22 protein-coding genes are annotated in these 22,302 nt (G+C 72.6%); 16 read left to right on the top strand and 6 right to left on the bottom strand.

The window, feature by feature from the left end:
* Positions 1-52: 52 nt before the first annotated feature.
* Both AAEP86_RS02545 and AAEP86_RS02540 read right to left on the bottom strand, forming a co-directional pair.
* On the bottom strand, positions 53-883 hold the full coding sequence (locus AAEP86_RS02545) for an ABC transporter permease (protein WP_420369000.1): 831 nt from the start codon (positions 881-883) through the stop codon (positions 53-55).
* A complete protein-coding gene (locus AAEP86_RS02540; protein WP_420368999.1) occupies positions 880-1,878 on the bottom strand; it encodes an ATP-binding cassette domain-containing protein in 999 nt (332 codons plus the stop codon). Before AAEP86_RS02540 ends, AAEP86_RS02545 begins: the two co-directional genes overlap by 4 nt.
* A 173-nt stretch (positions 1,879-2,051) precedes the next feature.
* Here AAEP86_RS02540 and truA point away from each other — a divergent pair, with 173 nt between their 5' ends.
* From truA to glmM, 6 genes are all read left to right on the top strand, one after another.
* The gene (gene truA / locus AAEP86_RS02535) at positions 2,052-2,939 is read left to right on the top strand and encodes a tRNA pseudouridine(38-40) synthase TruA (protein ID WP_420368998.1); all 888 of its coding nucleotides are present in this window, start codon (positions 2,052-2,054) and stop codon (positions 2,937-2,939) included.
* 43 nt (positions 2,940-2,982) lie between these two features.
* Positions 2,983-3,729 carry an MBL fold metallo-hydrolase gene (locus tag AAEP86_RS02530; RefSeq protein WP_420368997.1) on the top strand — a complete coding sequence of 249 codons (747 nt, stop codon included), beginning with the start codon at positions 2,983-2,985 and terminating at the stop codon, positions 3,727-3,729.
* Between the two features lie 123 nt (positions 3,730-3,852).
* On the top strand, positions 3,853-6,537 hold the full coding sequence (locus tag AAEP86_RS02525; RefSeq protein WP_420368996.1) for an ExeM/NucH family extracellular endonuclease: 2,685 nt from the start codon (positions 3,853-3,855) through the stop codon (positions 6,535-6,537).
* 241 nt (positions 6,538-6,778) lie between these two features.
* A complete protein-coding gene (gene rplM / locus AAEP86_RS02520) occupies positions 6,779-7,225 on the top strand; it encodes a 50S ribosomal protein L13 (RefSeq protein WP_420368995.1) in 447 nt (148 codons plus the stop codon).
* 38 nt (positions 7,226-7,263) lie between these two features.
* Positions 7,264-7,749, top strand: a complete 486-nt coding sequence (gene rpsI / locus AAEP86_RS02515) for a 30S ribosomal protein S9 (protein WP_420368994.1) — start codon at positions 7,264-7,266, stop codon at positions 7,747-7,749.
* A gap of 22 nt (positions 7,750-7,771) precedes the next feature.
* Complete coding sequence (gene glmM / locus AAEP86_RS02510) at positions 7,772-9,145, top strand: phosphoglucosamine mutase (RefSeq protein WP_420368993.1); 1,374 nt, start codon at positions 7,772-7,774, stop codon at positions 9,143-9,145.
* A 161-nt stretch (positions 9,146-9,306) separates the two neighbouring features.
* Here glmM and coaA read toward each other — a convergent pair whose 3' ends face one another.
* Positions 9,307-10,251: a type I pantothenate kinase gene (gene coaA / locus AAEP86_RS02505; protein ID WP_420368992.1), complete on the bottom strand. Its 945-nt coding sequence runs from the start codon at positions 10,249-10,251 to the stop codon at positions 9,307-9,309.
* Between the two features lie 128 nt (positions 10,252-10,379).
* Positions 10,380-10,865, bottom strand: coding sequence for a glutathione peroxidase (locus AAEP86_RS02500; protein ID WP_420368991.1), 486 nt, complete (start codon positions 10,863-10,865; stop codon positions 10,380-10,382).
* Positions 10,866-10,935: 70 nt separating this feature from the next.
* Between AAEP86_RS02500 and glmS the strand changes: the two genes are divergently transcribed.
* The 9 genes from glmS (at position 10,936) to AAEP86_RS02455 (ending at position 19,114) form a co-directional block, all read left to right on the top strand.
* Positions 10,936-12,783, top strand: coding sequence for a glutamine--fructose-6-phosphate transaminase (isomerizing) (gene glmS / locus AAEP86_RS02495; RefSeq protein ID WP_420368990.1), 1,848 nt, complete (start codon positions 10,936-10,938; stop codon positions 12,781-12,783).
* A 6-nt stretch (positions 12,784-12,789) separates the two neighbouring features.
* Positions 12,790-13,164, top strand: a complete 375-nt coding sequence (locus tag AAEP86_RS02490) for a holo-ACP synthase (protein WP_420368989.1) — start codon at positions 12,790-12,792, stop codon at positions 13,162-13,164.
* Entirely contained in the window at positions 13,161-14,264 is a 1,104-nt protein-coding gene (alr, locus tag AAEP86_RS02485; RefSeq protein ID WP_420368988.1) for an alanine racemase, read from the top strand. Before AAEP86_RS02490 ends, alr (AAEP86_RS02485) begins: the two co-directional genes overlap by 4 nt.
* Positions 14,261-15,421 (top strand): alanine racemase, encoded by a 1,161-nt coding sequence (gene alr, locus AAEP86_RS02480; RefSeq protein ID WP_420368987.1) that lies wholly within the window; start codon positions 14,261-14,263, stop codon positions 15,419-15,421. Before alr (AAEP86_RS02485) ends, alr (AAEP86_RS02480) begins: the two co-directional genes overlap by 4 nt.
* The gene (gene tsaE, locus AAEP86_RS02475; protein ID WP_420368986.1) at positions 15,418-15,927 is read left to right on the top strand and encodes a tRNA (adenosine(37)-N6)-threonylcarbamoyltransferase complex ATPase subunit type 1 TsaE; all 510 of its coding nucleotides are present in this window, start codon (positions 15,418-15,420) and stop codon (positions 15,925-15,927) included. Before alr (AAEP86_RS02480) ends, tsaE begins: the two co-directional genes overlap by 4 nt.
* Positions 15,928-15,970: 43 nt before the next feature.
* Positions 15,971-16,597, top strand: coding sequence for a tRNA (adenosine(37)-N6)-threonylcarbamoyltransferase complex dimerization subunit type 1 TsaB (gene tsaB / locus AAEP86_RS02470; RefSeq protein ID WP_420368985.1), 627 nt, complete (start codon positions 15,971-15,973; stop codon positions 16,595-16,597).
* On the top strand, positions 16,594-17,136 hold the full coding sequence (rimI, locus tag AAEP86_RS02465) for a ribosomal protein S18-alanine N-acetyltransferase (protein ID WP_420368984.1): 543 nt from the start codon (positions 16,594-16,596) through the stop codon (positions 17,134-17,136). The genes tsaB and rimI overlap by 4 nt, the downstream gene beginning before the upstream one ends.
* Positions 17,123-18,178 (top strand): tRNA (adenosine(37)-N6)-threonylcarbamoyltransferase complex transferase subunit TsaD, encoded by a 1,056-nt coding sequence (gene tsaD / locus AAEP86_RS02460; RefSeq protein ID WP_420368983.1) that lies wholly within the window; start codon positions 17,123-17,125, stop codon positions 18,176-18,178. Before rimI ends, tsaD begins: the two co-directional genes overlap by 14 nt.
* Positions 18,179-18,271: 93 nt before the next feature.
* The gene (locus AAEP86_RS02455) at positions 18,272-19,114 is read left to right on the top strand and encodes a DUF4190 domain-containing protein (RefSeq protein WP_420368982.1); all 843 of its coding nucleotides are present in this window, start codon (positions 18,272-18,274) and stop codon (positions 19,112-19,114) included.
* Between the two features lie 103 nt (positions 19,115-19,217).
* On the opposite strand, the gene AAEP86_RS02450 is transcribed toward AAEP86_RS02455, so the two are convergent.
* Entirely contained in the window at positions 19,218-20,420 is a 1,203-nt protein-coding gene (locus AAEP86_RS02450; RefSeq protein WP_420368981.1) for a THUMP-like domain-containing protein, read from the bottom strand.
* Between the two features lie 162 nt (positions 20,421-20,582).
* On the opposite strand from AAEP86_RS02450, the gene groES reads away from it, so the two are divergent.
* Positions 20,583-20,879, top strand: a complete 297-nt coding sequence (gene groES, locus AAEP86_RS02445) for a co-chaperone GroES (protein ID WP_071292506.1) — start codon at positions 20,583-20,585, stop codon at positions 20,877-20,879.
* A 107-nt stretch (positions 20,880-20,986) separates the two neighbouring features.
* Here groES and AAEP86_RS02440 read toward each other — a convergent pair whose 3' ends face one another.
* Positions 20,987-22,150, bottom strand: a complete 1,164-nt coding sequence (locus tag AAEP86_RS02440) for an alpha-hydroxy-acid oxidizing protein (protein ID WP_420368980.1) — start codon at positions 22,148-22,150, stop codon at positions 20,987-20,989.
* Between the last annotated feature and the right edge of the window lie 152 nt (positions 22,151-22,302).

The raw sequence follows: 22,302 nt of genomic DNA, 5'->3' as shown, positions 1-22,302 counted from the left end.
CCGCCGTGCCGGGTGCGTCAGGTCCGCTGAGGGCACGGCCGGGCAGCGGACGTCAGGCCTTCCGCATGTACGCCCGGACCGTGAGCGGCGCGAACACCGCGACGACGACGGCCGCACCGAGCAGGCTGATCCACAGGTCGCCCGTCACCGCCCCGTGGTTGATGAGGTCGCGCACCGCCGTGATGAGGTGCGAGACCGGGTTGACCTCCGTGAACCACCGGAGCCAGTCCGGCAGCGTGTTCGTCGGCACGAACGCGTTGGACAGGAACGTCAGCGGGAACAGCACGAGGTTCGCGATGCCCGAGACGCTCGACGCGGTGCGGGCGACGACGCCGAAGTAGGCGAAGATCCAGCTGATCGACCAGGCGACGACGATGACGAGCAGGCCGGCGAGCACGACCGCTGCCGGACCGCCCTCGGGACGCAGCCCCATGATGATGCCGACGGTGAAGGTGATCGCCGTGGCGATGGCGTACCGCACGGTGTCGGCGAGCAACGCCCCGGCGAGCGGCGCGATGCGGGCGATCGGCAGCGACTTGAAGCGGTCGAAGACGCCCTTGTCCATGTCCTCACGGAGCTGGACGCCGGTGACGATGGACGACGTGATGTTCGTCTGCACGAGGATGCCGGGGATGATGACCGGCAGGTAGCTGCCGATGTCGCCCGCGATCGCGCCGCCGAAGATGTACGTGAACATCACCGTGAACACGATCGGCATGAGCGTCACGTCGAACAGCTGCTCGGGCGTGCGCCGGACCTTCACCAGGCCGCGGTACGCCATCGTGAAGGACTGCCGCACGGTGGCGCCGAGTCCGGTCCCGCCGATGCCGGGACGCGGGGTGACGCGCGGTGCGGACGTCGGGGTGAGGGTGGTGGTGGTCATGCGATGCTCGCTTCGAGGTCGGCGTCGGCCGGTGCGTCGGCGGACGGGTCGGCGCTCGCCGGGGCGCCGGTGATGGTGAGGAAGACCTCGTCGAGCGTCGGCTTCTGCACGCTCATCTCGGCGAGGGAGATGCCGGCTTCGCGGAAGGACACCAGCAGGTCGGTCACGCGGTCGGGGTCGGACATCGGTGCGGTCAGGCGCGATCCCTCCGGGCTGGCGACCGCGTCGACGCCGAGCGTGTTCCGCACGATCGCCCGTGCCGCGTCGAGCCGCAGTCCGTCGGCCAGCCGGAGCTGCAGCGAGGACGTCCCGATGGACGACTTGAGCTCGTCGCCGGTGCCCTCGGCCACGACCCGGCCGCGGTCGATCACCGCGATCCGGTCGGCGAGCTGGTCGGCCTCGTCGAGGTACTGCGTCGTCAGCAGGACGGTGGACCCGGTCGCGACGAGCTCCCGGATGGTGTCCCACATCTGCGAACGGGTGCGGGGGTCGAGGCCCGTCGTGGGCTCGTCGAGGAAGATCAGCGGCGGCTGCGCGATGAGGCTCGCCGCGAGGTCGAGGCGACGCCGCATGCCGCCGGAGAACTTCTTGAGCGGTCGCGAGGCGGCCTCGGTCAGCCCGAAGCGCTCGAGCAGCTCGACGGCCTTCCGCTTCGACTCCGCCCGGCCGAGCCCGAGGAGCCGCGCGAAGATGACGAGGTTCTCGGTCGCGCTGAGGGTCTCGTCGACGCTGGCGTACTGGCCGGTGACGCCGATGAGCGAGCGGACGACCTGCGCCTCGCGCCGGACGTCGTGCCCGAAGACCCGGGCCTCGCCGGCGTCCGGGCGGAGGAGGGTGGCGAGCATGGAGATGGTGGTGGTCTTGCCGGCGCCGTTCGGTCCGAGCACGCCGTAGACCGTGCCGGCCTCCACGCGGAGGTCGACACCGTCCACGGCCCGGTTCGTCCCGAAGGTCTTGACGAGGCCGACGGCCTCGACCGCGAGCGGTGTGGTCATGCGCTCAGGTCCTCTCGAGTGACTCGACGTGCTTCGTCGATGTCCGGTGACGATGGTGACGCCCGCCGCTCACGCGGCACTGACGTGGCGCTGACACCGGTGGACGGCGTACGTCAGGCCGGCGCTGTGGAGGACCGTCTGGAGGCGCGGTACCGGCCCGGTACGGTGGTCGCGTGGACGAGACGGTGGGCTCCGAGGGCGGTGTGCGGCTGCGGCTCGACATCGCCTACGACGGCGCCGCGTTCTCCGGGTGGGCCCGCCAGCCCGGCCTGCGGACCGTGCAGGGCGCGCTCGAGACCGCGCTCGCGACGGTCTTCACCCGCTGGGGCGAGCCGCCCCAGCTCACCGTCGCCGGACGGACCGACGCCGGCGTGCACGCCACCGGGCAGGTCGCGCACGTCGACCTCGGCGCCGAGCAGTGGGCCGCACTCACCCGGCCGCGCCGCTCCGCTCCGGACGGGCCGCCGCGGACCTCCCTGGACGGCCTGGTCAAGCGCGTGAACGGCGTCGCCGCCCCGGAGGGGGACGTCGTCGTCACCCGGGCATCGGTCGCGCCGGACGGGTTCGACGCCCGGTTCTCCCCGCTCTGGCGGCGCTACGAGTACCGGGTCGCGGACGCCGACGCTCCGCGCGATCCACGTCGGCGGGGGCACACCCTCTGGCACGCGACGCGCCTCGACCCGGCGGCGATGGAGCGCGGTGCGCTGCGGTTGCTGGGGCTGCACGACTTCGCGACCTTCTGCAAGCCGCGGGAGGGCGCGACCACGATCCGGACCCTGCAGGAGTTCCGCTGGGACCGCGAGCCGGACGGCGTGCTGGTGGCGCGCCTCCAGGCGGACGCGTTCTGCCACTCGATGGTGCGCGCGATGGTGGGGGCGACGATCGCCGTGGGCGAGGGCCGGTTCGGCCCGGAGCGACTCGAGGAGCTCCGCACCGCCCAGGCCCGCACCAGCGCGTTCAAGACCGCACCGGCGAAGGGCCTCACGCTCACCGAGGTCGGCTACCCGCCGGACGACGAGCTCGCGGCGCGGGCCGAGCAGACGCGGGCCCGCCGCTCCTGACCACCCGCACGGCGAGCCGGGCCGAGGACGGTACCGTCGGGGGATGAGCTCCCGCGAACCCCGGTCCGTCGTCTCCGTCGCCCCCGGTGTGGTGTTCGTCGAGGGGCCGGTCTCGAACTGGGTCGTCCTGGCCGAGGAGGACGGCGTCGCGCTCGTGGACGCCGGGTACCCGGCCGACACCGACCTGGTGCTCGACACCGTCCGGTACGCCGGCCACGACCTCGACGACCTGCGTCGCGTCTACGTGACGCACGGGCACGTCGACCACGTCGGCGGCATCCCCGGGATCCTGGCCCGCCACCCGCTCGTCGAGGTGCTCGCCCACGCCGACGAGCTCGGCAACGTGCGCGGCCCCGGCCGGCAGCAGGTGACCCCGGCCGAGATCGGTGGGCGGCTGGCGTCCCCGCGGGTGCTCCGCTGGCTCGCGCGGGCGATCCGCTCCGACGCGCTCCGGCCGACGACCGTGCCGAGCGCCCGCGCCTTCACCGCGGCGGACTTCGACGGTCGTGCGATCACGCCGCTGCCGGCGGACGGGCACACCGACGGCTCGACCGCGTACCTGCTCCCCGCCGCGAACGCGATCGTCACCGGCGACGCGGTCGTGTCGCGGCACGACACGCAGCCGGCGTCGTGGGCGCCGCGGCCGCGGATGATCACGCCGTTCTTCACGGCGGACCAGGACCGGGCGGTGGAGTCCGCGCGGGCGCTGCCGATCCCGGAGATCCTGCTGCCGGGGCACGGGCCGGCCGTGCACCGCGTCGGGTCGGAGTGGGTCCCGGTCGGTTCCTGACGCGACCAGCCGGGGGTCGCGAGGCGCGCAGACGGAGCCGGACCGCGCCTCCCGTCCGGGGGTGGAACGGATCGTTCACCCGCCTGAAACCTGAACGGTGCCGCAGGTCGGTAGCGTGCGGGCATGCACAGATCCGTCGGACGCACCGTGCTGTGCGCCACCGCCGCCGCAGCGCTGCTCGCGGCACCGCTCGTCTCCGTCTCCGCCGCGACTGCGGACCCCGCCGGCACCGGCCTCGTCATCGAGGAGGCCTACCTCAAGGGCGGCAGCGCGAACCAGCCGTTCACGAACAAGTTCGTCGAGCTCGGCAACCCCACCGACAGCCCCGTCACGGTCGACGGCTGGTCGGTGCAGTACCGCGCCGCGACCGGTACCGGTGCGCCGGCGGTCGGCAAGCTCGCCGGCACGGTGCCCGCGCACGGCACCTACCTGGTCCAGATGGGCTCGAACGGGACGAACGGCGAGGCGCTGCCCGAGCCCGATGCCGTCACCGGCCTGAACCCCTCTGGCTCGACCGGCACGCTCGTGCTCGCCGACCAGGCGACGGCGCTGTCGCTCCCCGCCGGCCCGGTCGCCGCGGGCACCCCGGGCGTCGTGGACCTGCTCGGCTACGGGACGTCGAACACCTTCGAGACCGCCGTCGCCACGACCGGCACCGCCAACGCCGTGCCGGACGGGCTGACCCGCGCGGGCACGACGGACACCGACTCCAACGCCGCGGACTTCTCGGTCACGTCGACGATCACGCCGGAGAACGCCGCCGGCGAGACCACGCAGCCGACGGACCCGACCGACCCGGGGACGCCGACCACGCCGGCGGAGCAGGTCACCATCGCGCAGCTCCAGGGCACCGGGGACGCCTCGCCGTACGCGGGGAAGACCGTCACCACCGACGGCGTCGTGACCGCGGTCTACGCGACCGGCGGCTTCGCCGGGTACACGGTGCAGACCGCCGGCACCGGCGGGGCACTCGACCTCGCCACCCACACCGCGTCGGACGCCGTGTTCGTCTACTCGTCGGCGACCGTCGGCAGCGTCGCGATCGGTGACGCCGTCCGCCTGACGGGCACGGTCTCCGAGTTCAACGGGCTGACCGAGCTGACGGTGCCCACCGCCGCCGGTCTGACGAAGCTCCCCGCCGCCGGCGTGGTGCAGCCGGTGCCCGCCACCCTGGCGTTCCCGCGGACCGACGCGCAGCGCGAGTCGCTCGAGAGCATGCTCGTCGCCCCGCAGGGCGCCTGGACGGTCGCGGACAACTACACCACGAACCAGTACGGCGAGGTCGTGCTGGCGTCCGGCACGAAGCGTCTCCTGCAACCGACCGAGGTCGCCCGCCCGGGCAGCGCCGAGGCCGCGGCCGTGACGGCGGACAACGCCGCCCGCAAGGTCGTCCTCGACGACGGCGCGAGCACGAACTTCCTCAGTGCGGCGAACCAGTCGATCCCGGTGTCCTGGCTCACCCAGGGGCCGGTCACGGTCGGCGCCACGGCGACCTTCGCGAAGCCGGTCGTCCTCGACTACCGGAACGACGCGTGGAAGTTCCAGCCGACGACGCCGATCACCGGGGCGACACCGGCGGCCGACCTGCCGACGAGGTTCTCGGACGTGCGCACCGCTGCACCGGAGAACGTCGGCGGCGACATCCGTCTCGCCGGGTTCAACGTCCTGAACTACTTCCCGACGACCGGCGACCAGCTCACCGGCTGCACCTACTACACGGACCGCGACGGCGACCCCGTCACGGTGCGGGACGGCTGCGACGCCCGTGGTGCGGCGAACGCGGACGACCTCGCGCGCCAGCAGGTGAAGATCGTGAAGGCGATCAACGGCCTCGGTGCGGACGTCGTCTCCCTCGAGGAGATCGAGAACTCCGCCCGTTTCGGGCAGGACCGCGACGCCGCCGTGGCCACCCTCGTCGCCGCGCTCAACCAGGCGACCGGCAAGGACACCTGGGCGTACGCGAAGTCCCCGGCGAAGGTCCCCGTCAGCGAGGACGTCATCCGGCTCGCGCTCATCTACAAGAAGGACCGCGTCCAGCCGGTCGGCGCCTCGACGATCCTGACCGACTCGACGGCGTTCGCGAACGCACGGCAGCCGCTCGCACAGGCGTTCGCGCCGGTCACGGCGAAGCCCGGCAAGGGGAAGGGCCCGAAGCCGTCGGCGAAGGACACCTTCCTGGTGATCGCGAACCACTTCAAGTCGAAGGGGTCCGGCACCGGGGCGGACGCCGACCAGGGCGACGGCCAGGGGGCGTCCAACGCCTCCCGCGTGGCGCAGTCGAAGGCGCTCGTCGCGTTCTCGACCGCGATGCAGCGGCAGACCGGCACCGACAAGGTGTTCATGCTCGGCGACTTCAACGCCTACAGCCAGGAGGACCCGGTGGCCGTCCTCGACCAGGCCGGCTACACCGACCTCGGCCCGACCCGCGACGCGTCCGAGTGGTCCTACGTGTTCAGCGGCCTGAGCGGCTCGCTCGACCACGTGTTCGCCTCGCCCGCAGCGCTGCGCACCGTGACCGGCGTGGACATCTGGAACATCAACTCGGTCGAGTCCGTCGGCCTGGAGTACAGCCGGTACGACTACAACGTCACCGAGCTGTACCGGGACGACGTGTACCGCGCGAGCGACCACGACCCGATCCTGGTCGGCATCGACCTGCCCGGCGTCTCGACGCCCGGTGAGGGCGGGAACCCCGGCCACGGCGGTCCGGGCCACGGCGGCGAGCCGGGGCACGGCGGCGGCTCGATCGCGGACGCGCTCGCCGCGCTCGCGGCCCTGATCGCCTGGTTGCGCAGCCTCTTCGGCTGATCGACGCGAGCAGCCACCCGACGGGAGGCGCGGTGCCGGCCGGCACCGCGCCTCCCGTCGGTCGTGGTGGGCGTTCGACAACGCGACGTGCGTCGGGTAGGCTCTCACCTTGGTCTGCGTGCCCCGCACGCACGACAGTCAGATGAGCCCTCCACCTGGGTGTTCCACCGGCATCGCCGACGGAACCCCGACCGGAGCGGGATTCACGGACTCCTCACCTCGACACGAAAGCAGCACTCCTGTGACTCGCACGTTCTCACCGAAGCCGGCTGACGTCCAGCACGACTGGATCGTCATCGACGCGACCGACGTCGTCCTCGGCCGTCTCGCCTCGCACGCCGCGGCCATCCTCCGTGGCAAGCACAAGGCCACCTTCGCCCAGCACATGGACATGGGCGACTACGTCATCATCGTGAACGCGGACAAGGTCGCCCTGACCGGTTCCAAGCTCGCGAAGAAGGTCTACTACCGCCACTCGGGCTACCCGGGCGGCCTCACGGCGACCTCCTACCCGGAGATGCTCGAGAAGCACCCCACCCGCGCCGTCGAGAAGGCGATCCGCGGCATGCTCCCGAAGAACACGCTGGGCCGCGAGCAGCTCAAGAAGCTCAAGGTGTACGCGGGTGCCGAGCACCCCCACGCCGCGCAACAGCCCAAGACGTACACCTTCGACCAGGTCTCGCAGTAACAGCGGCCACGACGACTTCCAAGGACTAGAGAAAACTCATGGCTCAGATCGCTGACTCCCTCGACCAGACCCCGGAGAGCTTCACCACGGAGAGCGCACCCGCCGCTGCCGAGGCCGCTCCCCGTCAGATCCTCAACGTCTCGGGCGGTGCCGTCGGGCGCCGCAAGGAGGCCATCGCGCGTGTCCGCCTCGTCCCGGGCTCCGGCTCGTTCGTGGTGAACGGCCGTTCGCTCGAGGACTACTTCCCGAACAAGCTGCACCAGCAGCTCATCAACGACCCGTTCAAGGTGCTCGAGCTCCTCGGCTCGTACGACGTCGTCGCCCGCATCACCGGTGGCGGCCCCTCGGGTCAGGCCGGCGCGCTCCGCCTCGCCATCGCCCGCACCCTGAACGAGATCGACCGCGAGAACAACCGCGCGACCCTCAAGAAGGCCGGCTTCCTCACCCGTGACGCCCGCGTCATCGAGCGCAAGAAGGCCGGTCTCAAGAAGGCCCGCAAGGCGTCGCAGTTCTCGAAGCGCTAGTCGCGCACCGAACCCGATCGCAATGCCGCGTCTGTTCGGTACCGACGGTGTTCGTGGTCTCGCCAACGGCGAGTTGACGGCCGCGCTGGCTCTGGGTCTCGCCCAGGCCAGCGCGGCCGTGCTCACGCACGGACACCATGCTGACGCCCGCCGGGCGTCCGGTCGACCGCGTCCCCGCGCGGTCCTCGCGCGTGACCCGCGCGTCTCCGGCGAGTTCCTGGGCGCCGCCGTCGCCGCAGGCCTCGCGTCCGCCGGGGTCGACGTGCTCGACGCCGGGGTCATCCCCACCCCCGCCGCGGCCTTCCTCGTCGCGGACATCGACGCCGACTTCGGCGTGATGATCTCCGCGTCGCACAACCCCGCACCCGACAACGGGATCAAGTTCTTCGCCGCCGGGGGCCGCAAGCTCCCCGACGAGGTCGAGGACCGCATCGAAGCGGCCATGCACGACCAGTCCGCACCGACCCCCACCGGCGCCGACGTCGGCCGCATCACCCGGTTCGCCGACGCCGAGGACCGCTACGTCGTGCACCTGCTCGGCACGCTGCCGCACCGGCTCGACGGCATCCACGTGGTGCTCGACTGCGCGAACGGTGCCGCCGCCGGGGTCTCGCCCGAGGTGTTCGTCAACGCCGGTGCCGAGGTCACCCTGATCGGGGCCGACCCGGACGGCATGAACATCAACGACGGTGTGGGCTCCACGCACATCGACAACCTCGCCCGGGCGGTCCTCGAGCACGGCGCGGACGTCGGCATCGCGCACGACGGCGACGCCGACCGGTGCCTCGCGGTGGACGCCGCCGGCAACGCGATCGACGGCGACCAGATCATGGCGATCCTCGCGTTGTCGCTGCAGGAGCGCGGCCACCTGGTGGACGACACCCTCGTCGCGACGGTGATGTCGAACCTCGGGCTCAAGCGGGCCATGGCGGACGCGGGCATCACGATGCTCGAGACCGGCGTGGGCGACCGCTACGTGCTCGAGAAGATGACCGAGGGTGGCTTCTCGCTCGGCGGCGAGCAGTCCGGGCACATCATCTTCAACGAGTACGCCACGACGGGCGACGGCATCCTGACGGGGCTGCACCTCGTCGCCGAGATGGCGCGCACGGGGAAGTCGCTGCAGGAGCTCGCCTCGTGCATGACCGTCTTCCCCCAGGTCCTCGTCAACGTGCGCGGGGTGGACCGCCACGGCCTCGACGACCGCGGTGTGCAGGACGCCATCGCCGCTGCGACCGAGTCCCTCGGCGACACCGGCCGGGTGCTGCTCCGGCCGTCGGGCACCGAGCCCGTGGTCCGCGTGATGGTCGAGGCCGCCTCACAGGAGGACGCGCAGCGCATCGCCGACGAGCTCTCCGCCGTCGTGCAGGAGCGTCTGGCGCTCGACGCCGCGTAAGGCGCCGGCGCGCCGCCGGCGGGCAGAGCCCGCGCGCGACGCCGACCCGGCGACGGAACCAGGTTCCGGACACGGAACCGCGATCTTCCGCGGTGCTGTGTCCGGAACCTGGTTCCGTGGGACCGTGCGACGACCGCGCGACGACCGCGCGCTGCCCCGCGTCAGATCTTGCGGAGCAGGACCGAGTTCACCGTGTGGTTGGCGCCCTTCTTGAGCACGAGGGTGGCCCGGGAGCGCGTCGGCAGCACGTTCTCGATGAGGTTCGGCTCGTTGATCGCCCGCCACACCTCGGTCGCCGTGCGGACCGCGTCCTCGCGCGAGAGCGAGGCGAACCGGTGGAAGAACGAGTCCGGGCTCGAGAACGCCTCCTCCTGCAGGGCCAGGAAGCGGTCCACGTACCAGGACTCGATGTCCTTGGTCTTCGCGTCCACGTAGATCGTGAAGTCGAACAGGTCCGACAGCGCCAGGCGCCCGTGCACCGGCGGCGCGAGCACGTTGAGCCCCTCGACGATGAGGACGTCCGGCTGCCGCACGACGATCTCGGCGTCGGGCACGATGTCGTACACGAGGTGCGAGTAGTACGGCGCCCGCACCTCGGCGGCGCCGCTCTTCACCTGGCTGACGAAGCGCAGCAGGGAGCGGCGGTCGTACGACTCCGGGAAGCCCTTGCGGTCCATGATCCCGCGTCGCTCGAGCTCGGCGTTCGGGTAGAGGAAGCCGTCCGTCGTGACGAGCTCGACCCGGGGGGTGTCCGGCCAGCGCTTGGTGAGTTCCCGCAGCAGGCGCGCGACGGTCGACTTGCCGACCGCCACCGACCCGGCGACGCCGATCACGAAGGGCGTGCGCCCGGCGCGCTCCCCGAGGAACCGGCTCGTCTCGGCGTGCAGGTCACGGGCGCCGGCGGCGTACAGCGTCAGGAGGCGGGAGAGCGGCAGGTAGACCTCCTGCACCTCCTGCATGTCGAGCCGGTCCCCGAGGCCGCGCAGCTGCACGATCTCCGTCTCGGTCAGGGAGAGGTGCTCCTTGGGGGCGAGCTGCGACCACTCGCCGCGCGGGATCTCCACGAAGGGGGTCGGGTGCGCGACGGCGGTCTCCGAGAACGGCATGGGTCCGAGCGTACAGACGGGAGGCGCGGTGCAGGTGAGCATGCCGGCGGGCGCCCGCCGCGCCTCCCGTCCGACCGACGCGGTGCGTCCGGACCGCAGCCCACGTCGTGCCGTGGGCGGCACGCCCGTCAGGCGGGGAGGGCCGCCTCGATGGCGGCGAGGACCTGCGGAGCGTCCGGCTTCGTGGCGGGACGGAAGCGCGTGACGGTGCCGTCGGGCGCGACGAGGAACTTCTCGAAGTTCCACGCGACCCGACCGGCCTTGCCCTCGGCGTCCGGGGTCTCCTTGAGGGCCTGGTAGAGCGGGTGGGCGTTCTTGCCGTTGACCTTGACCTTCTCGGACATCGGGAAGGTGACGCCCCAGGTGGTGGAGCAGTACTCGTCGATGGCCTCGGAGGAGCCGAGCTCCTGCAGGAACTGGTTGCTCGGGAAGCCGAGGACCGTGAACCCGCGCGGGCCGTACTCCTTCTGCAGCGCCTCGAGCTGCTCGTACTGCGGAGCGAGACCGCACCGCGACGCGACGTTCACGACCAGCACCGCCTTGTCCGCGAAGGCGCCGAACGTGGTGTCCTCGCCGTGCAGTGTCGTGATCGCGATGTCGTCGAAGCGTCCCATGACCCAAACGTTATCCCCGCCCCTGCCGCTTCGCAGGGTGGGCCCCCAGCCAGACCGTAGGATCGATCCCATGTGTGGAATCGTCGGCTACGTCGGCAGCAACAGCAGTCAGGACGTGCTCCTCGGTGGTCTCCGTCGGCTCGAGTACCGCGGCTACGACTCGGCGGGCATCGCCGTCGTGGACGGGTCGCAGGAACTCGCCGCAGCGAAGAAGGCGGGCAAGCTCCAGGCGCTCGTCGACGAGCTCGAGTCGCACCCCATCGCCGACGGGGGGACCGGCATCGGCCACACCCGCTGGGCGACCCACGGCGGGCCGACCGACGGCAACGCGCACCCGCACCTGGCCGACGGCGGCAAGCTCGCCCTCATCCACAACGGCATCATCGAGAACTTCTCCGAGCTCCGCGCCGAACTGCAGGCGGACGGCGTCGAGTTCCTGAGCGAGACCGACTCCGAGGTCGCCGCGCACCTCGTCGCCCGCTCCTTCCGCGAGACCGGCGACCTGACGAGCGCCATGCAGCAGGCCGTGCAGCGGCTCGAGGGCGCGTTCACGCTCCTCGTCGTACACGCCGACCAGCCCGGCGTCGTCGTCGGTGCCCGTCGCAACTCCCCGCTCGTGGTCGGCCTCGGCGACGGCGAGAACTTCATGGGCTCCGACGTCGCGGCGTTCGTCGCGTACACGCAGCGCGCCCTGTCGATCGGGCAGGACGAGATCGCCACGATCCGCCCGGACGGCGTCGACGTCATCCACTTCGACGGCACCCCCGCCGAGCCGACCGAGTTCGAGGTGAACTGGGACGCCTCCGCCGCCGACAAGGGTGGCTGGAGCTCGTTCATGGCGAAGGAGATCAGCGAGGAGCCCGAGGCCGTCGCGAAGACGATCCTCGGCCGCGTGCACGACGGCGCCGTCACGCTGACCGACCTCGACCCGATCGCCGAGCGCCTCGCGACGGTCGACCGCGTCATCGTCATCGCCTGCGGGACCGCCGCCTACGCCGGCATCCTCGGCAAGTACGCCATCGAGCAGTGGGCACGCGTCCCCGTCGAGGTCGAGCTCGCCCACGAGTTCCGCTACCGCGACCCGGTGCTGGACGACCGCACGCTCGTCGTGTCGATCAGCCAGTCCGGCGAGACCATGGACACGCTCATGGCCGTGAAGTACGCGCGTGAGCAGGGGGCGCAGGTCCTGTCGATCTGCAACACCCAGGGCGCGACGATCCCGCGGGAGTCCGACGCGGTCATCTACACGCACGCCGGCCCCGAGGTCGCCGTGGCGTCCACGAAGGCCTTCATCGCTCAAGGCGTCGCGCTGTACCTGCTCGGCCTGCACCTCGCGACGCTGCGTGGCACGCTGACGGCCGAGCAGATCGCGGAGCAGGTCGCCGAGCTCGAAGGCCTCGCGCCGAAGCTGCAGCAGACCATCGACGACGCCTCCGGCATCAAGGACCTCGCCCGCTGGATGGCGGACACCCGCAGCGTCCTGTTCCTCGGCCGCCACGTCGGGTACCCGATCGCGCTCGAGGGTGCGCTCAAGCTCAAGGAGCTCGCGTACATCCACGCCGAGGGCTTCGCCGCCGGTGAGCTCAAGCACGGCCCGATCGCCCTGATCGAGCCCGGCCAGATCGTCTTCGTCATCGTGCCGTCGCCGCGCGACCCCCGGTCGCTGCACCCGAAGGTCGTGTCGAACATCCAGGAGATCCGCGCCCGCGGTGCCCGGGTGATCGCGATCGCGGAAGAGGGCGACGCTGCCGTGCTGCCCTTCGCCGACGAGGTCCTGCGCATCCCCCTCGCGACGCCGCTGTTCGAGCCGCTGCTCGCGGTCGCGCCGCTGCACATGTTCGGCATGGAACTCGCCGCGGCCAAGGGCCTCGACGTCGACCAGCCGCGCAACCTCGCGAAGTCGGTCACCGTCGAGTAGTCGGCGATGATCATCGGCATCGGGGTCGACGTGGTCGACCTGGAGCGGTTCGAGCGGGTGCTCGACCGGACGCCGGCCGTGCGCACGCGGTTGTTCACCCCGTCGGAGCTCGTCCGCGACGGGGAACCCCGTGCGGTCGCGTCGCTCGCCGCGCGGTTCGCCGCGAAGGAGGCGCTGATCAAGGCGTTCGGGTCGAGTGCGGGGCTGAGCTGGCAGGACCTCGAGGTCGTGTCCGACGACCAGCGGAACCCGTCGCTGACGCTCCACGCCGAGGCGGAGCGGGTGGCGGCGGCGCGGGGGGTCCGCTCGGTGCACCTCTCGCTCTCGCACGACGGTGGGATCGCCACGGCGTTCGTGGTGTTGGAAGGGGAGCAAGCGTGACCGCGTTCACGGGCATCACGGTCGATCGGGAGGCGCTCATCGCCAACTACGCGACCGTCGCCGACCAGGTGGCACCGTCCGGCGTCATCGCGGTCGTCAAGGCGAACGGCTACGGGCACGGCGCGGCCGAGGCCGCACGGGCGTTCGTGGACGCCGGCGCCGAGTGGCTCGGCGTCGCCGACATCGACGAGGCGGTCGCGCTCCGGCAGGCCGGCATCGACGAGGGCGTCCGCATCCTCGCCTGGCTGCACGCGCCCGACGAGGACTTCCGGCGCGCGGCGCAGTACGGCATCACCCCGGCGGTGTCGAGCGTCTCCCAGCTCGCCGCGGCCGCGGACTCCGAGGTCCCCGCAGTGCACGTCTGCGTCGACACCGGACTCAGCCGCAACGGCGCGGTCGAGTCGGAGTGGGACGAGCTCTTCGCGACCGCGGGCCGACTCGTGCGGAGCGGAGCGCGCACGCGCGTCGAGGGCCTCATGTCGCACCTGTCGAACGCCTCGCGCGCCGACGACCTCGACCAGGACGCGGCCCTGCAGCGGGCACTCGACGGCCTCGCGGCGAACGGCGTCGTGCCGGACGTGGTGCACCTCGCCGCCAGCGCCGCGAGCATCGCCGTGCCCGAGACCCGTCACGACCTCGCACGGGTCGGCCTCGCGCTCTACGGGCTCAGCCCGTTCCCCGACCGGACATCGGCGGACCTCGGGCTCCGGCCCGCGATGCGCGTCACGGCCGCCGTGCTCCGCACCGTTCCCGTCCGGGCGGGCGAGGGCGTCAGCTACGGCTACACCTGGCGTCCCGAGGCGGACACCCGGCTCGCGGTGATCGGGCTCGGCTACGCCGACGGGTTCGACCGCGACTTCGGCAACCGCGTCTCGGTCCGGATCGGCGGCCGCACCTTCCCCGTCGTCGGGCGTGTGGCGATGAACGCGATGCACATCGACATCGGCGACGCGGACGTGCGGGTCGGCGACGAGGCCGTGCTCTGGGGCGACCCGGCGAACGGCGACCCCGCGGTCGAGGACTGGGCGGCGGCCGTCGGCACGATCAACTACGAGGTGGTCGCCCGGGTCGGCCGCAGCGTGGAACGGAGGACGACGTGAACGCGCCGCTGCGCCGGGCCGAGATCGACCTCGACGCCTACCGCGCCAACCTCGACCTGGTCCGCGAGTGGATGGACCCCGTCGAGGTGATGGCGATCATGAAGGCCGACGCCTACGGGCACGGCCTCGAACCGATCGCGCTGGCCGCCGTCGACGCGGGCATCCGGTGGATCGGCGTCCTCACCGTGCCCGCGGCGTTGCGACTGCGGTCCATCGGCGTCGGCGAGGACGTCCGGCTCTTCACCTGGCAGCACGACCCCGCGCTCGACTTCCGCGACGCGATCGACTCCGCCGTCGACCTCGGCGTCTCGAACGTCGCCGAGCTGCAGCGGGTCGTCGACGCGGTCGACCAGCGCCCCGCACGGGTGCACCTCGGCGTCGACTCGGGCCTGCACCGCGACGGGGCGACGCTCGAGGACTGGCCGGCGCTGGTGTCGCTCGCCGTCGACGCGCAGCGCGCCGGACGCATCGAGGTCGTCGCCGCGTACACGCACCTCGCGGAGTCCTCGGACGAGGACGACGCCTCGGCGGTGGCGCTCTTCGACGCCGCCGTGGAGCAGGCGGACGACCTCGGCCTCGACGTCCCGATGGAGCACGTCGCCGCGTCTCTCGCCGGACTCGAGCGCAAGGAGTTCCGGAAGGACATGGTCCGGATGGGTGCGAACCTGTTCGGCATCCCCGGAGCGGACGGCGTCTCGGCGGCGGACCTCGGCCTCGAGCCCGTGATGACGCTGACCGCCTCGGTGGCGAAGACCAAGCGGGTGCCCGTCGACACCGGCGTCTCGTACGACTACACCTACCGCACGAGCACCGAGACGACGCTCGCCCTCGTCCCCGTCGGGTACGCGGACGGCGTGCCGCGGTCGGCGCAGGGGCGGGTCGAGGTCACCATCGGCGGCACGCGGTACCCGATCGCCGGCCGCGTCGCCATGGACCAGTTCCTGGTCGACGTCGGCGACGACGACGTGCAGGTCGGTGACACCGTGCGACTGTTCGGTACGGGGGAGCACGACGAGATGACGGTCCTCGAGTGGGGGCAGGCGCTCGGCACCATCGGCGAGGAGATCGTCTGCCGGATCGGTGCCCGTGTCCCGCGCGTCTACGAGGGGCACCGCGTGGAGGGGCACGTCGCCGAGTACCTCCGGGGCGAACGGTGACCGAGCCGTCCCGCGTGCTGCTCGACACCGAGGTCGCGACCACCGACGCGATGGGCGAGCTCGGTGCCCGGCTGGCCGCGGTCCTGCGGGCGGGTGACCTGGTCGTCCTCACCGGTCCGCTCGGCGCGGGCAAGACCACGATGACCCGGGGCCTCGGCGCCGCACTCGGCGCCCGCGGACAGGTGTCGAGCCCGACCTTCGTGCTCGCCCGGACCCACCCGACGACCGCCGGGCCCGACCTGGTGCACGTCGACGCCTACCGGCTGTCCGACCCCGTGGAGCTCGACGACCTCGACCTCGACTGGGACGCCTCGATCGTCGTGGTCGAGTGGGGCCGCGGGTTCGTGGACGGCATCGCGGACAGCGTGCTCGACGTCGAGATCGCCCGTGCGACCGGTGCCGACGCCGCCCCCGCCGACCAGGGCGACCCGGACGACGTCCCCGACGAGCCACGCCGTGTCGTCGTCACCGGCACGGGCCCCCGCTGGGCCGACGTCACCCTCTGACCCGTCGCACGCCCGTGCTCCCCGGCGCGCCTACGATGGACGGGTGCTGCTCGCGATCGACACCTCCGCCGGGACCTCCGTGGCGGTCGTCGACCCGGCCAGCGGCCGTGCGCTCGCGGCCCGGGACACCGAGGACAGCCGCCGGCACGCCGAGGTCATCGGCCCGTTCCTCGCCGAGGTCCTCGCCGAGGTGGGCATCACCGGTGCGCACGTCACCGGTGTCGTCGCCGGCATGGGGCCAGGACCCTTCACCGGCCTCCGCGTCGGCATCGCCGCCGCACGTACGTTCGCCGCGGCACGCGGCGTCCCGTTCCTCCCGCTCGTCAGCCACGACGCGGTCGCGGCCGACCAGTCCCAGGACGGCCCGTTCGTCGTCCTGACGGACGCCCGCCGCCGCGAGGTCTACTGGAGCGCGTACGACGAGACCGGCACGCGGGTCGCGGGCCCGGGTCTCGCGAAGCCGGACGACCTCGACGAGGCGATCCGCGCCTCCAGGCCGGACGCCGTGGGCTGGGACCGCGTGACCGCCCTGTCGATCCCGGCCAGGAGGCTCGGCGCGCTCGCCGCGGACCGGCTCGCGTCCGGTGCGCCCTTCGCCCAGGACGCCCCGCTCTACCTCCGCGACCCCGACGTCACCGTCCCCGGTGCACCCAAGCGGGTGAAGCAGTGACCCTCCCCGACGGGCTGCGCCTGCGGCGCGCGCACCCGCAGGACCTCGACGACGTCATGTGGCTCGAGCACGCGTCGTTCCCGACGGACGCCTGGTCGGCGTCGCAGATGTCCGGGGAGCTGTACTCGCCGCACGGGTACTACGTCGTGGTGGAGACCACCGAGGGCGGTGCGCCGACGATCGTCGGCTACGCCGGCCTGTCGTCACTCGCTGGCAACCCCGTCGCCGACGTGCAGACGATCGCGGTCGCGGCGGACCAGCGGGGCAAGGGCATCGGCCGGGTCCTGTTCACCGAGCTGCTCGACGAGGCCCGTCGTCGTGGCGTGCACGAGGTGTTCCTCGAGGTCCGGGCCGACAACCCCGTCGCGCAGGCGATGTACACGGGCTTCGGCTTCGAGCGCATCGCGGTGCGACCGCGCTACTACCAGCCGGACGGCGTCGACGCGTGGGTCATGCGCGCCGAGCTGGAGCCGACCGCACCCGCACCGACGGCGATCGTCGGACCGATCGGACAGGAGACGCTCGATGAGCGCGACTGAACCCCTGGTGCTCGGCATCGAGACGAGCTGCGACGAGACCGGCGTCGGCATCGTGCGGGGGAGCACCCTGCTCGCCAACGTCATCGCGTCGAGCATGGACGAGCACGCCCGCTACGGCGGCGTCGTGCCCGAGGTCGCCGCCCGCGCGCACCTCGAGGCGATGACGCCGACGCTCACCGCGGCGCTCGAGCAGGCGGGCGTGACCCTCGACGAGCTCGACGCCGTCGCGGTGACCGCCGGCCCCGGCCTGGCCGGCGCGCTCATGGTCGGCGTCGGCGCGGCGAAGGCGCTCGCGGTGGCGACCGGCAAGCCGCTGTACGGCGTGAACCACCTCGTCGGGCACGTCGGGGCGGACGTCCTCCGGGCCGACGGCAGCGAGATCGAACTGCCGACCGTGGCGCTGCTCGTGTCCGGCGGGCACACCTCCCTGCTGCTCGTGCGCGACCTGGTCGGCGACGTCCAACTCCTCGGCGAGACCATCGACGACGCCGCGGGCGAGGCGTTCGACAAGGTCGCTCGGCTCCTCGGCCTGCCGTACCCCGGCGGTCCGCAGATCGACCGGGCAGCGGCGGAGGGCGACCCCACGGCGATCCGGTTCCCCCGTGGCCTCACCCTGCCGAAGGACATGGCGGCGCACCGGTACGACTTCTCGTTCTCCGGGTTGAAGACCTCCGTCGCGCGGTGGGTCGAGCGCTGCCGCGACGAGGGCCGCGAGGTCCCCGTCGCCGACGTCGCCGCCAGCTTCCGGGAAGCCGTGGTCGACGTGCTCCTGACGAAGGCGGTCAGCGCCTGCCGTGACACCGGCGTCGACCGGCTCCTGCTCGGGGGCGGCGTGGTGGCGAACGCCCGACTGCGCACGGTCGCCGAGGAACGGTGTGCGGCGGCGGGGATCGCCCTCCGGATCCCGCCGTTCGACCTCTGCACCGACAACGGCGCCATGATCGCCGCGGTGGGTGCGCGTCTGGTCGCCGAGGGCCACCCACCGAGCGACCTCGGCATCGCCGCCGACTCCACGCTCCCGGTGACGACCGTCCAGGTCTGAGGCGCGCTGCCCCGCGGGTGCTCGGGACGGTCCGAGGCGTCTGTGGGAGGATTCGGGAGGCGTCGACGACCGTGACGCCGAGAGGGGTGGACGGTGTCCGATCAGAACCAGTGGCCGAAGCCGGGCGAGACGACGCCGGACGACGACCGGCAGCCGGGCGCCGACCGGTCCGACGCTGCGCCGCAGTCCAGCGGGTCGTCGCAGCAGTACGGCGCCTCCGCTCCCGACGCCCCCGCTTCCGCACCGGCCGACCCGTGGGCGCAGTCCGGCCAGGGCTCGGCTGCGCAGGGTGCTTCCGGCGGCCACGCAGCACCGCAGAATCCGTACGCGGCACCGGGTCAGCAGCAGGCGGGCCAGCCCGGCTCCGGTGCACCGCAGAACCCGTCCGCGGCCCCCGGGCAGCAGCAGTACGGGCAGCAGCAGTACGGCCAGCAGAACGGTCAGCAGTACGGCGGCCAGCCGGGCGCGCAGCAGTACGGCCAGCAGTACGGTCGTCCGAGCGGCCAGCAGTACGGCCAGCAGCCGTCCGGTCAGCAGCAGTACGGCCAGCCGGGCGGCTACCCGACGGCGCAGAGCCCGTACGCCGCGGGCCAGCAGAACCCCTACGCGGTCGGCGGCTACCAGCCGTACGCCCAGCGTCCGAAGACCAGCGTCCTCGCGATCCTGTCGATCGTGTTCGCGTTCGGCGGGATCATCATCTGGCCGCTCATCATCCTGACGAGCCCGGCCGGCGCCATCATGGGCCACATCGCCCTCGGCAAGATCAAGCAGACCGGGGAGGGCGGTCGCGGGTTGGCGCTCGCCGGTGTCATCGGCGGCTGGGCGATGACGGGGCTGTACCTGCTCCTCGTCGCGGTCTTCATCCTCATCGGCACCCTCGGCCACTCGTACTCGAACTACGACTACGGCTCCGACTCGGGCGCGTTCGTCCTCTGACGGACGTCGGCTGGCTGGCCGGTCACGTCGGTCAGCCGGCCGTGTCGGTGACCGGACCTGCTGGCCCGGCCGCCTCGGTCACCGGGCCGGCCGGCCGCGTCGGTCACCCGGCCACGTCGGAGAGCCGCTCGCACAGGATCGCGGTGTGGCGTCCCTCCAGACGGGTGAGCACGAGCGTGACGCGACGGCTCCCGCGCAGCCGCAGTCGCTTCCGGAACTGCGCCGGGTCGACGTCGACGCCGCGCTTCTTGATCTCGACCGTGCCGACGTCCTCTGCCGCCAGGCGGGCGGCGAGCTTCTTCACGTCGAGCGGCATCGTGTCGACGACCCGGAAGCCCTGCGCGAAGGGCGTCGTGACCGCACGGTCCGAGGTGACGTAGGCGATCCCGTCGGACAGCATGTGGCCGTCGAGTGAGCGCGCGAGGTCGCCGATCAGCCGTGCCCGGATGACGGCGCCGTCCGGCTCGTAGAGGTACGACCCGAGCAGTCCGACGGGCTCGTCCTCGGCGTCCGCGGCACCGACGAGCTCGGCGATGCCGTGCGGTCCGATCACGGTGGCCGCACGCCGGATGCCCGGTCGCGCCAAGGGGCCGAACCAGAGGGCGAGTTCGACGACCTCGCGGTCGACGGAGGTCCACTGCGCCTCGGCGGTGTCCGGGATCAGGTCGCGGTCGACGCCCGGGCCGAGCTTCACGCCGGTCGGGGTCGTCGTCGCCGCGGCGAACACGGTGTCGAGCGACGGCGACCAGTCGTCGGGGTCCGCGAGGCGACGGGTGTCCGAGTGCCCGGAGGTCCGACGGGCCGGGTCCATCCAGACCCCGTCGACGGTCGACAGGTCGAACGCGGCCGCGTCGCCGAGCGCGACCCGGGCACGGGGCCACGGCGCGAGGTTGTGCGTCGCGACGGCCGCCGTGACCTCGTCGCGGTCGACGGCGGTCACGTCGAGGTCGAGCGCCGCCATGGCCATCGCGTCGCCGCCGATGCCACAGCCGAGGTCGGCGACCCGCGTCAGCCCGGCGGCGGCGAACCGTCCGGCGTGCTGCGCGGCCACCTGCAGGCGCGTCGCCTGCTCGAGGCCGGCCTCGGTGAAGAGCATGCGCGCGGCGAAGTCCCCGAACTTCCCGCGGGCCTTCTGGCGCAGCTTCGCCTGCGTCAGGACCGCCGCGACGAGCCCCGGGTCGTGGCCCTCCGACCGCAGGCGGGCGACCACCCGCACGATCTCACCGCCGTCGGACACGGCCGGGGTACGGTCGAGCAGGGCCATCCCTCCGGGGGTCAGCAACTGGGCGAGGTCGGCGGCTTCCACCCGACGATCCTCGCAGGTCGCCGACGGCCTCGTCGGGGGTTGGCACTCGGATTGACCGAGTGCCAACGACGCCCTAGAGTTGGGGCGTTGGCACTCTCCTGTGCGTAGTGCCAACCCGGTTCCCATCTGTACCGAGTCCGTACCGAGAAAGAAGAGGTCATCGTGGCCGTCAGCATCAAGCCGCTCGAGGATCGCATCGTCATCCGCCAGGTCGAGGCGGAGCAGACCACCGCTTCCGGTCTGGTCATCCCGGACACTGCGAAGGAGAAGCCCCAGGAGGGCGAGGTCGTCGCCGTGGGTCCGGGTCGCATCGACGACAACGGCAACCGCGTCCCGCTGGACGTCGCCGTGGGTGACAAGGTCATCTACTCGAAGTACGGCGGCACCGAGGTCAAGTACTCGGGCGAGGACCTCCTCGTCCTCTCGGCCCGCGACGTCCTCGCGGTCATCGAGCACTGAGGACACCTCCTCCGTCGCGAACGCCCCGTTCGGCTCCGGCCGGCGGGGCGTTCGTGCGTCCGGGGCGTGCCGCGGAGCCGGACGAGAGCGGGGCCGACGGGGCCCGGTCAGGCGTCGACGGTCCGGACGTCGGCCGACCGGAGCGCGGCCACGTCCGGGAACCCGTTGACCGCCATCAGGAGGTCGGCCTCGGCGAGGACGGCCCGGACGACGTGCTCGACTCCGGCCGCGCCGCCCAGCGCGAGTCCGTGGACGTAGGGTCGGCCGAGCCCGACGGCCGACGCTCCCATCGCGAGCGCCGTGACCACGTCGCTCCCGGAGCGCACACCCGAGTCGAACAACACCGGGACGTCGTCCCCGACCGCGGACACGACGTCCGGCAGCAGGTCGAGGGCGGGGACGCCGCCGTTCGCCTGTCGGCCGCCGTGGTTGGACACGTAGACGCCGTCGATGCCCGCGTCGACCGCCCGTCGCGCGTCGTCCGCCGCGCAGATGCCCTTGAGCACGATCGGCAGGTCGGTGAGGCTCCGCAGCCACGGCAGGTCGTCCCAGGTCAGCGGGTTGCCGAACACCCGGGCCCAGTGCTCCACGACGGACCGGGGGTCGGTGGCCGCGTCCGGGACGGCGGCGCGGAACACCGGGTCGCTGAGGTAGTTCGCCAGTGCCGCTCCACGGAGCTGCGGGAAGTTCGCGATCTGCAGGTCCCGCGGGCGCCAGCCGGTGACCCAGGTGTCCAGCGTCACGACGAGCGCGCCGAAGCCGGCCCGTCCGGCGCGCTGCACGAGACTGGCGGCGAGGTCCCGGTCGGTCGGTGTGTACAGCTGGAACATCCCGGGCGTCGTCCCCGCTGCGTCCCGGACCGCCTCGAGCGGGTCCTCCGACAGGGTCGACGCGATCATCGGCACACCGGTCGCGGCGGAGGCCCGCGCCGTGGCCAGGTCGCCGTGCCCGTCCTGCGCGGCGATCCCGAGCACGCCGACCGGTGCGAGGAACAGCGGGGACGGCAGGTGCATGCCGAACAGGTCGACGGAGAGGTCCCGGTGCGCTGCGCCGACGAGCATCCGCGGGACGAGGCCGCGCCGTGCGAACGCCGACACGTTCCCGCGCTGCGTGCGCTCGTCGCCCGCCCCGCCCGCGACGTACGTCCACACCGACGTCGGCATCGCGGCCTCTGCCGCCGTCTCGAGGCCGGCCGCGGTCAGTGGCCACTTCGGCACCACGCCCTGCAGTCCGCGGAAGTAGATCTCGTTCTGGAGGTCGCCGAAGTCCATCTGCCCATCCTGCTCCTGGGTGGCTGCGGCACCGCCCGCTCGGGTTCCGGGGCACGGGAGCAGCGAGTACAGCGGTTCAGCCGTGGTGGGGTGAGGCCGTCAGCTCCGGGACCATACCGGAGCTGACGACCGGCCGTGGCCCGGCCGCACAC

Source organism: Curtobacterium sp. L1-20 (assembly GCF_048755855.1).
Taxonomy (GTDB): domain Bacteria; phylum Actinomycetota; class Actinomycetes; order Actinomycetales; family Microbacteriaceae; genus Curtobacterium.
This window is presented reverse-complemented; position numbering and strand designations above follow the sequence as displayed.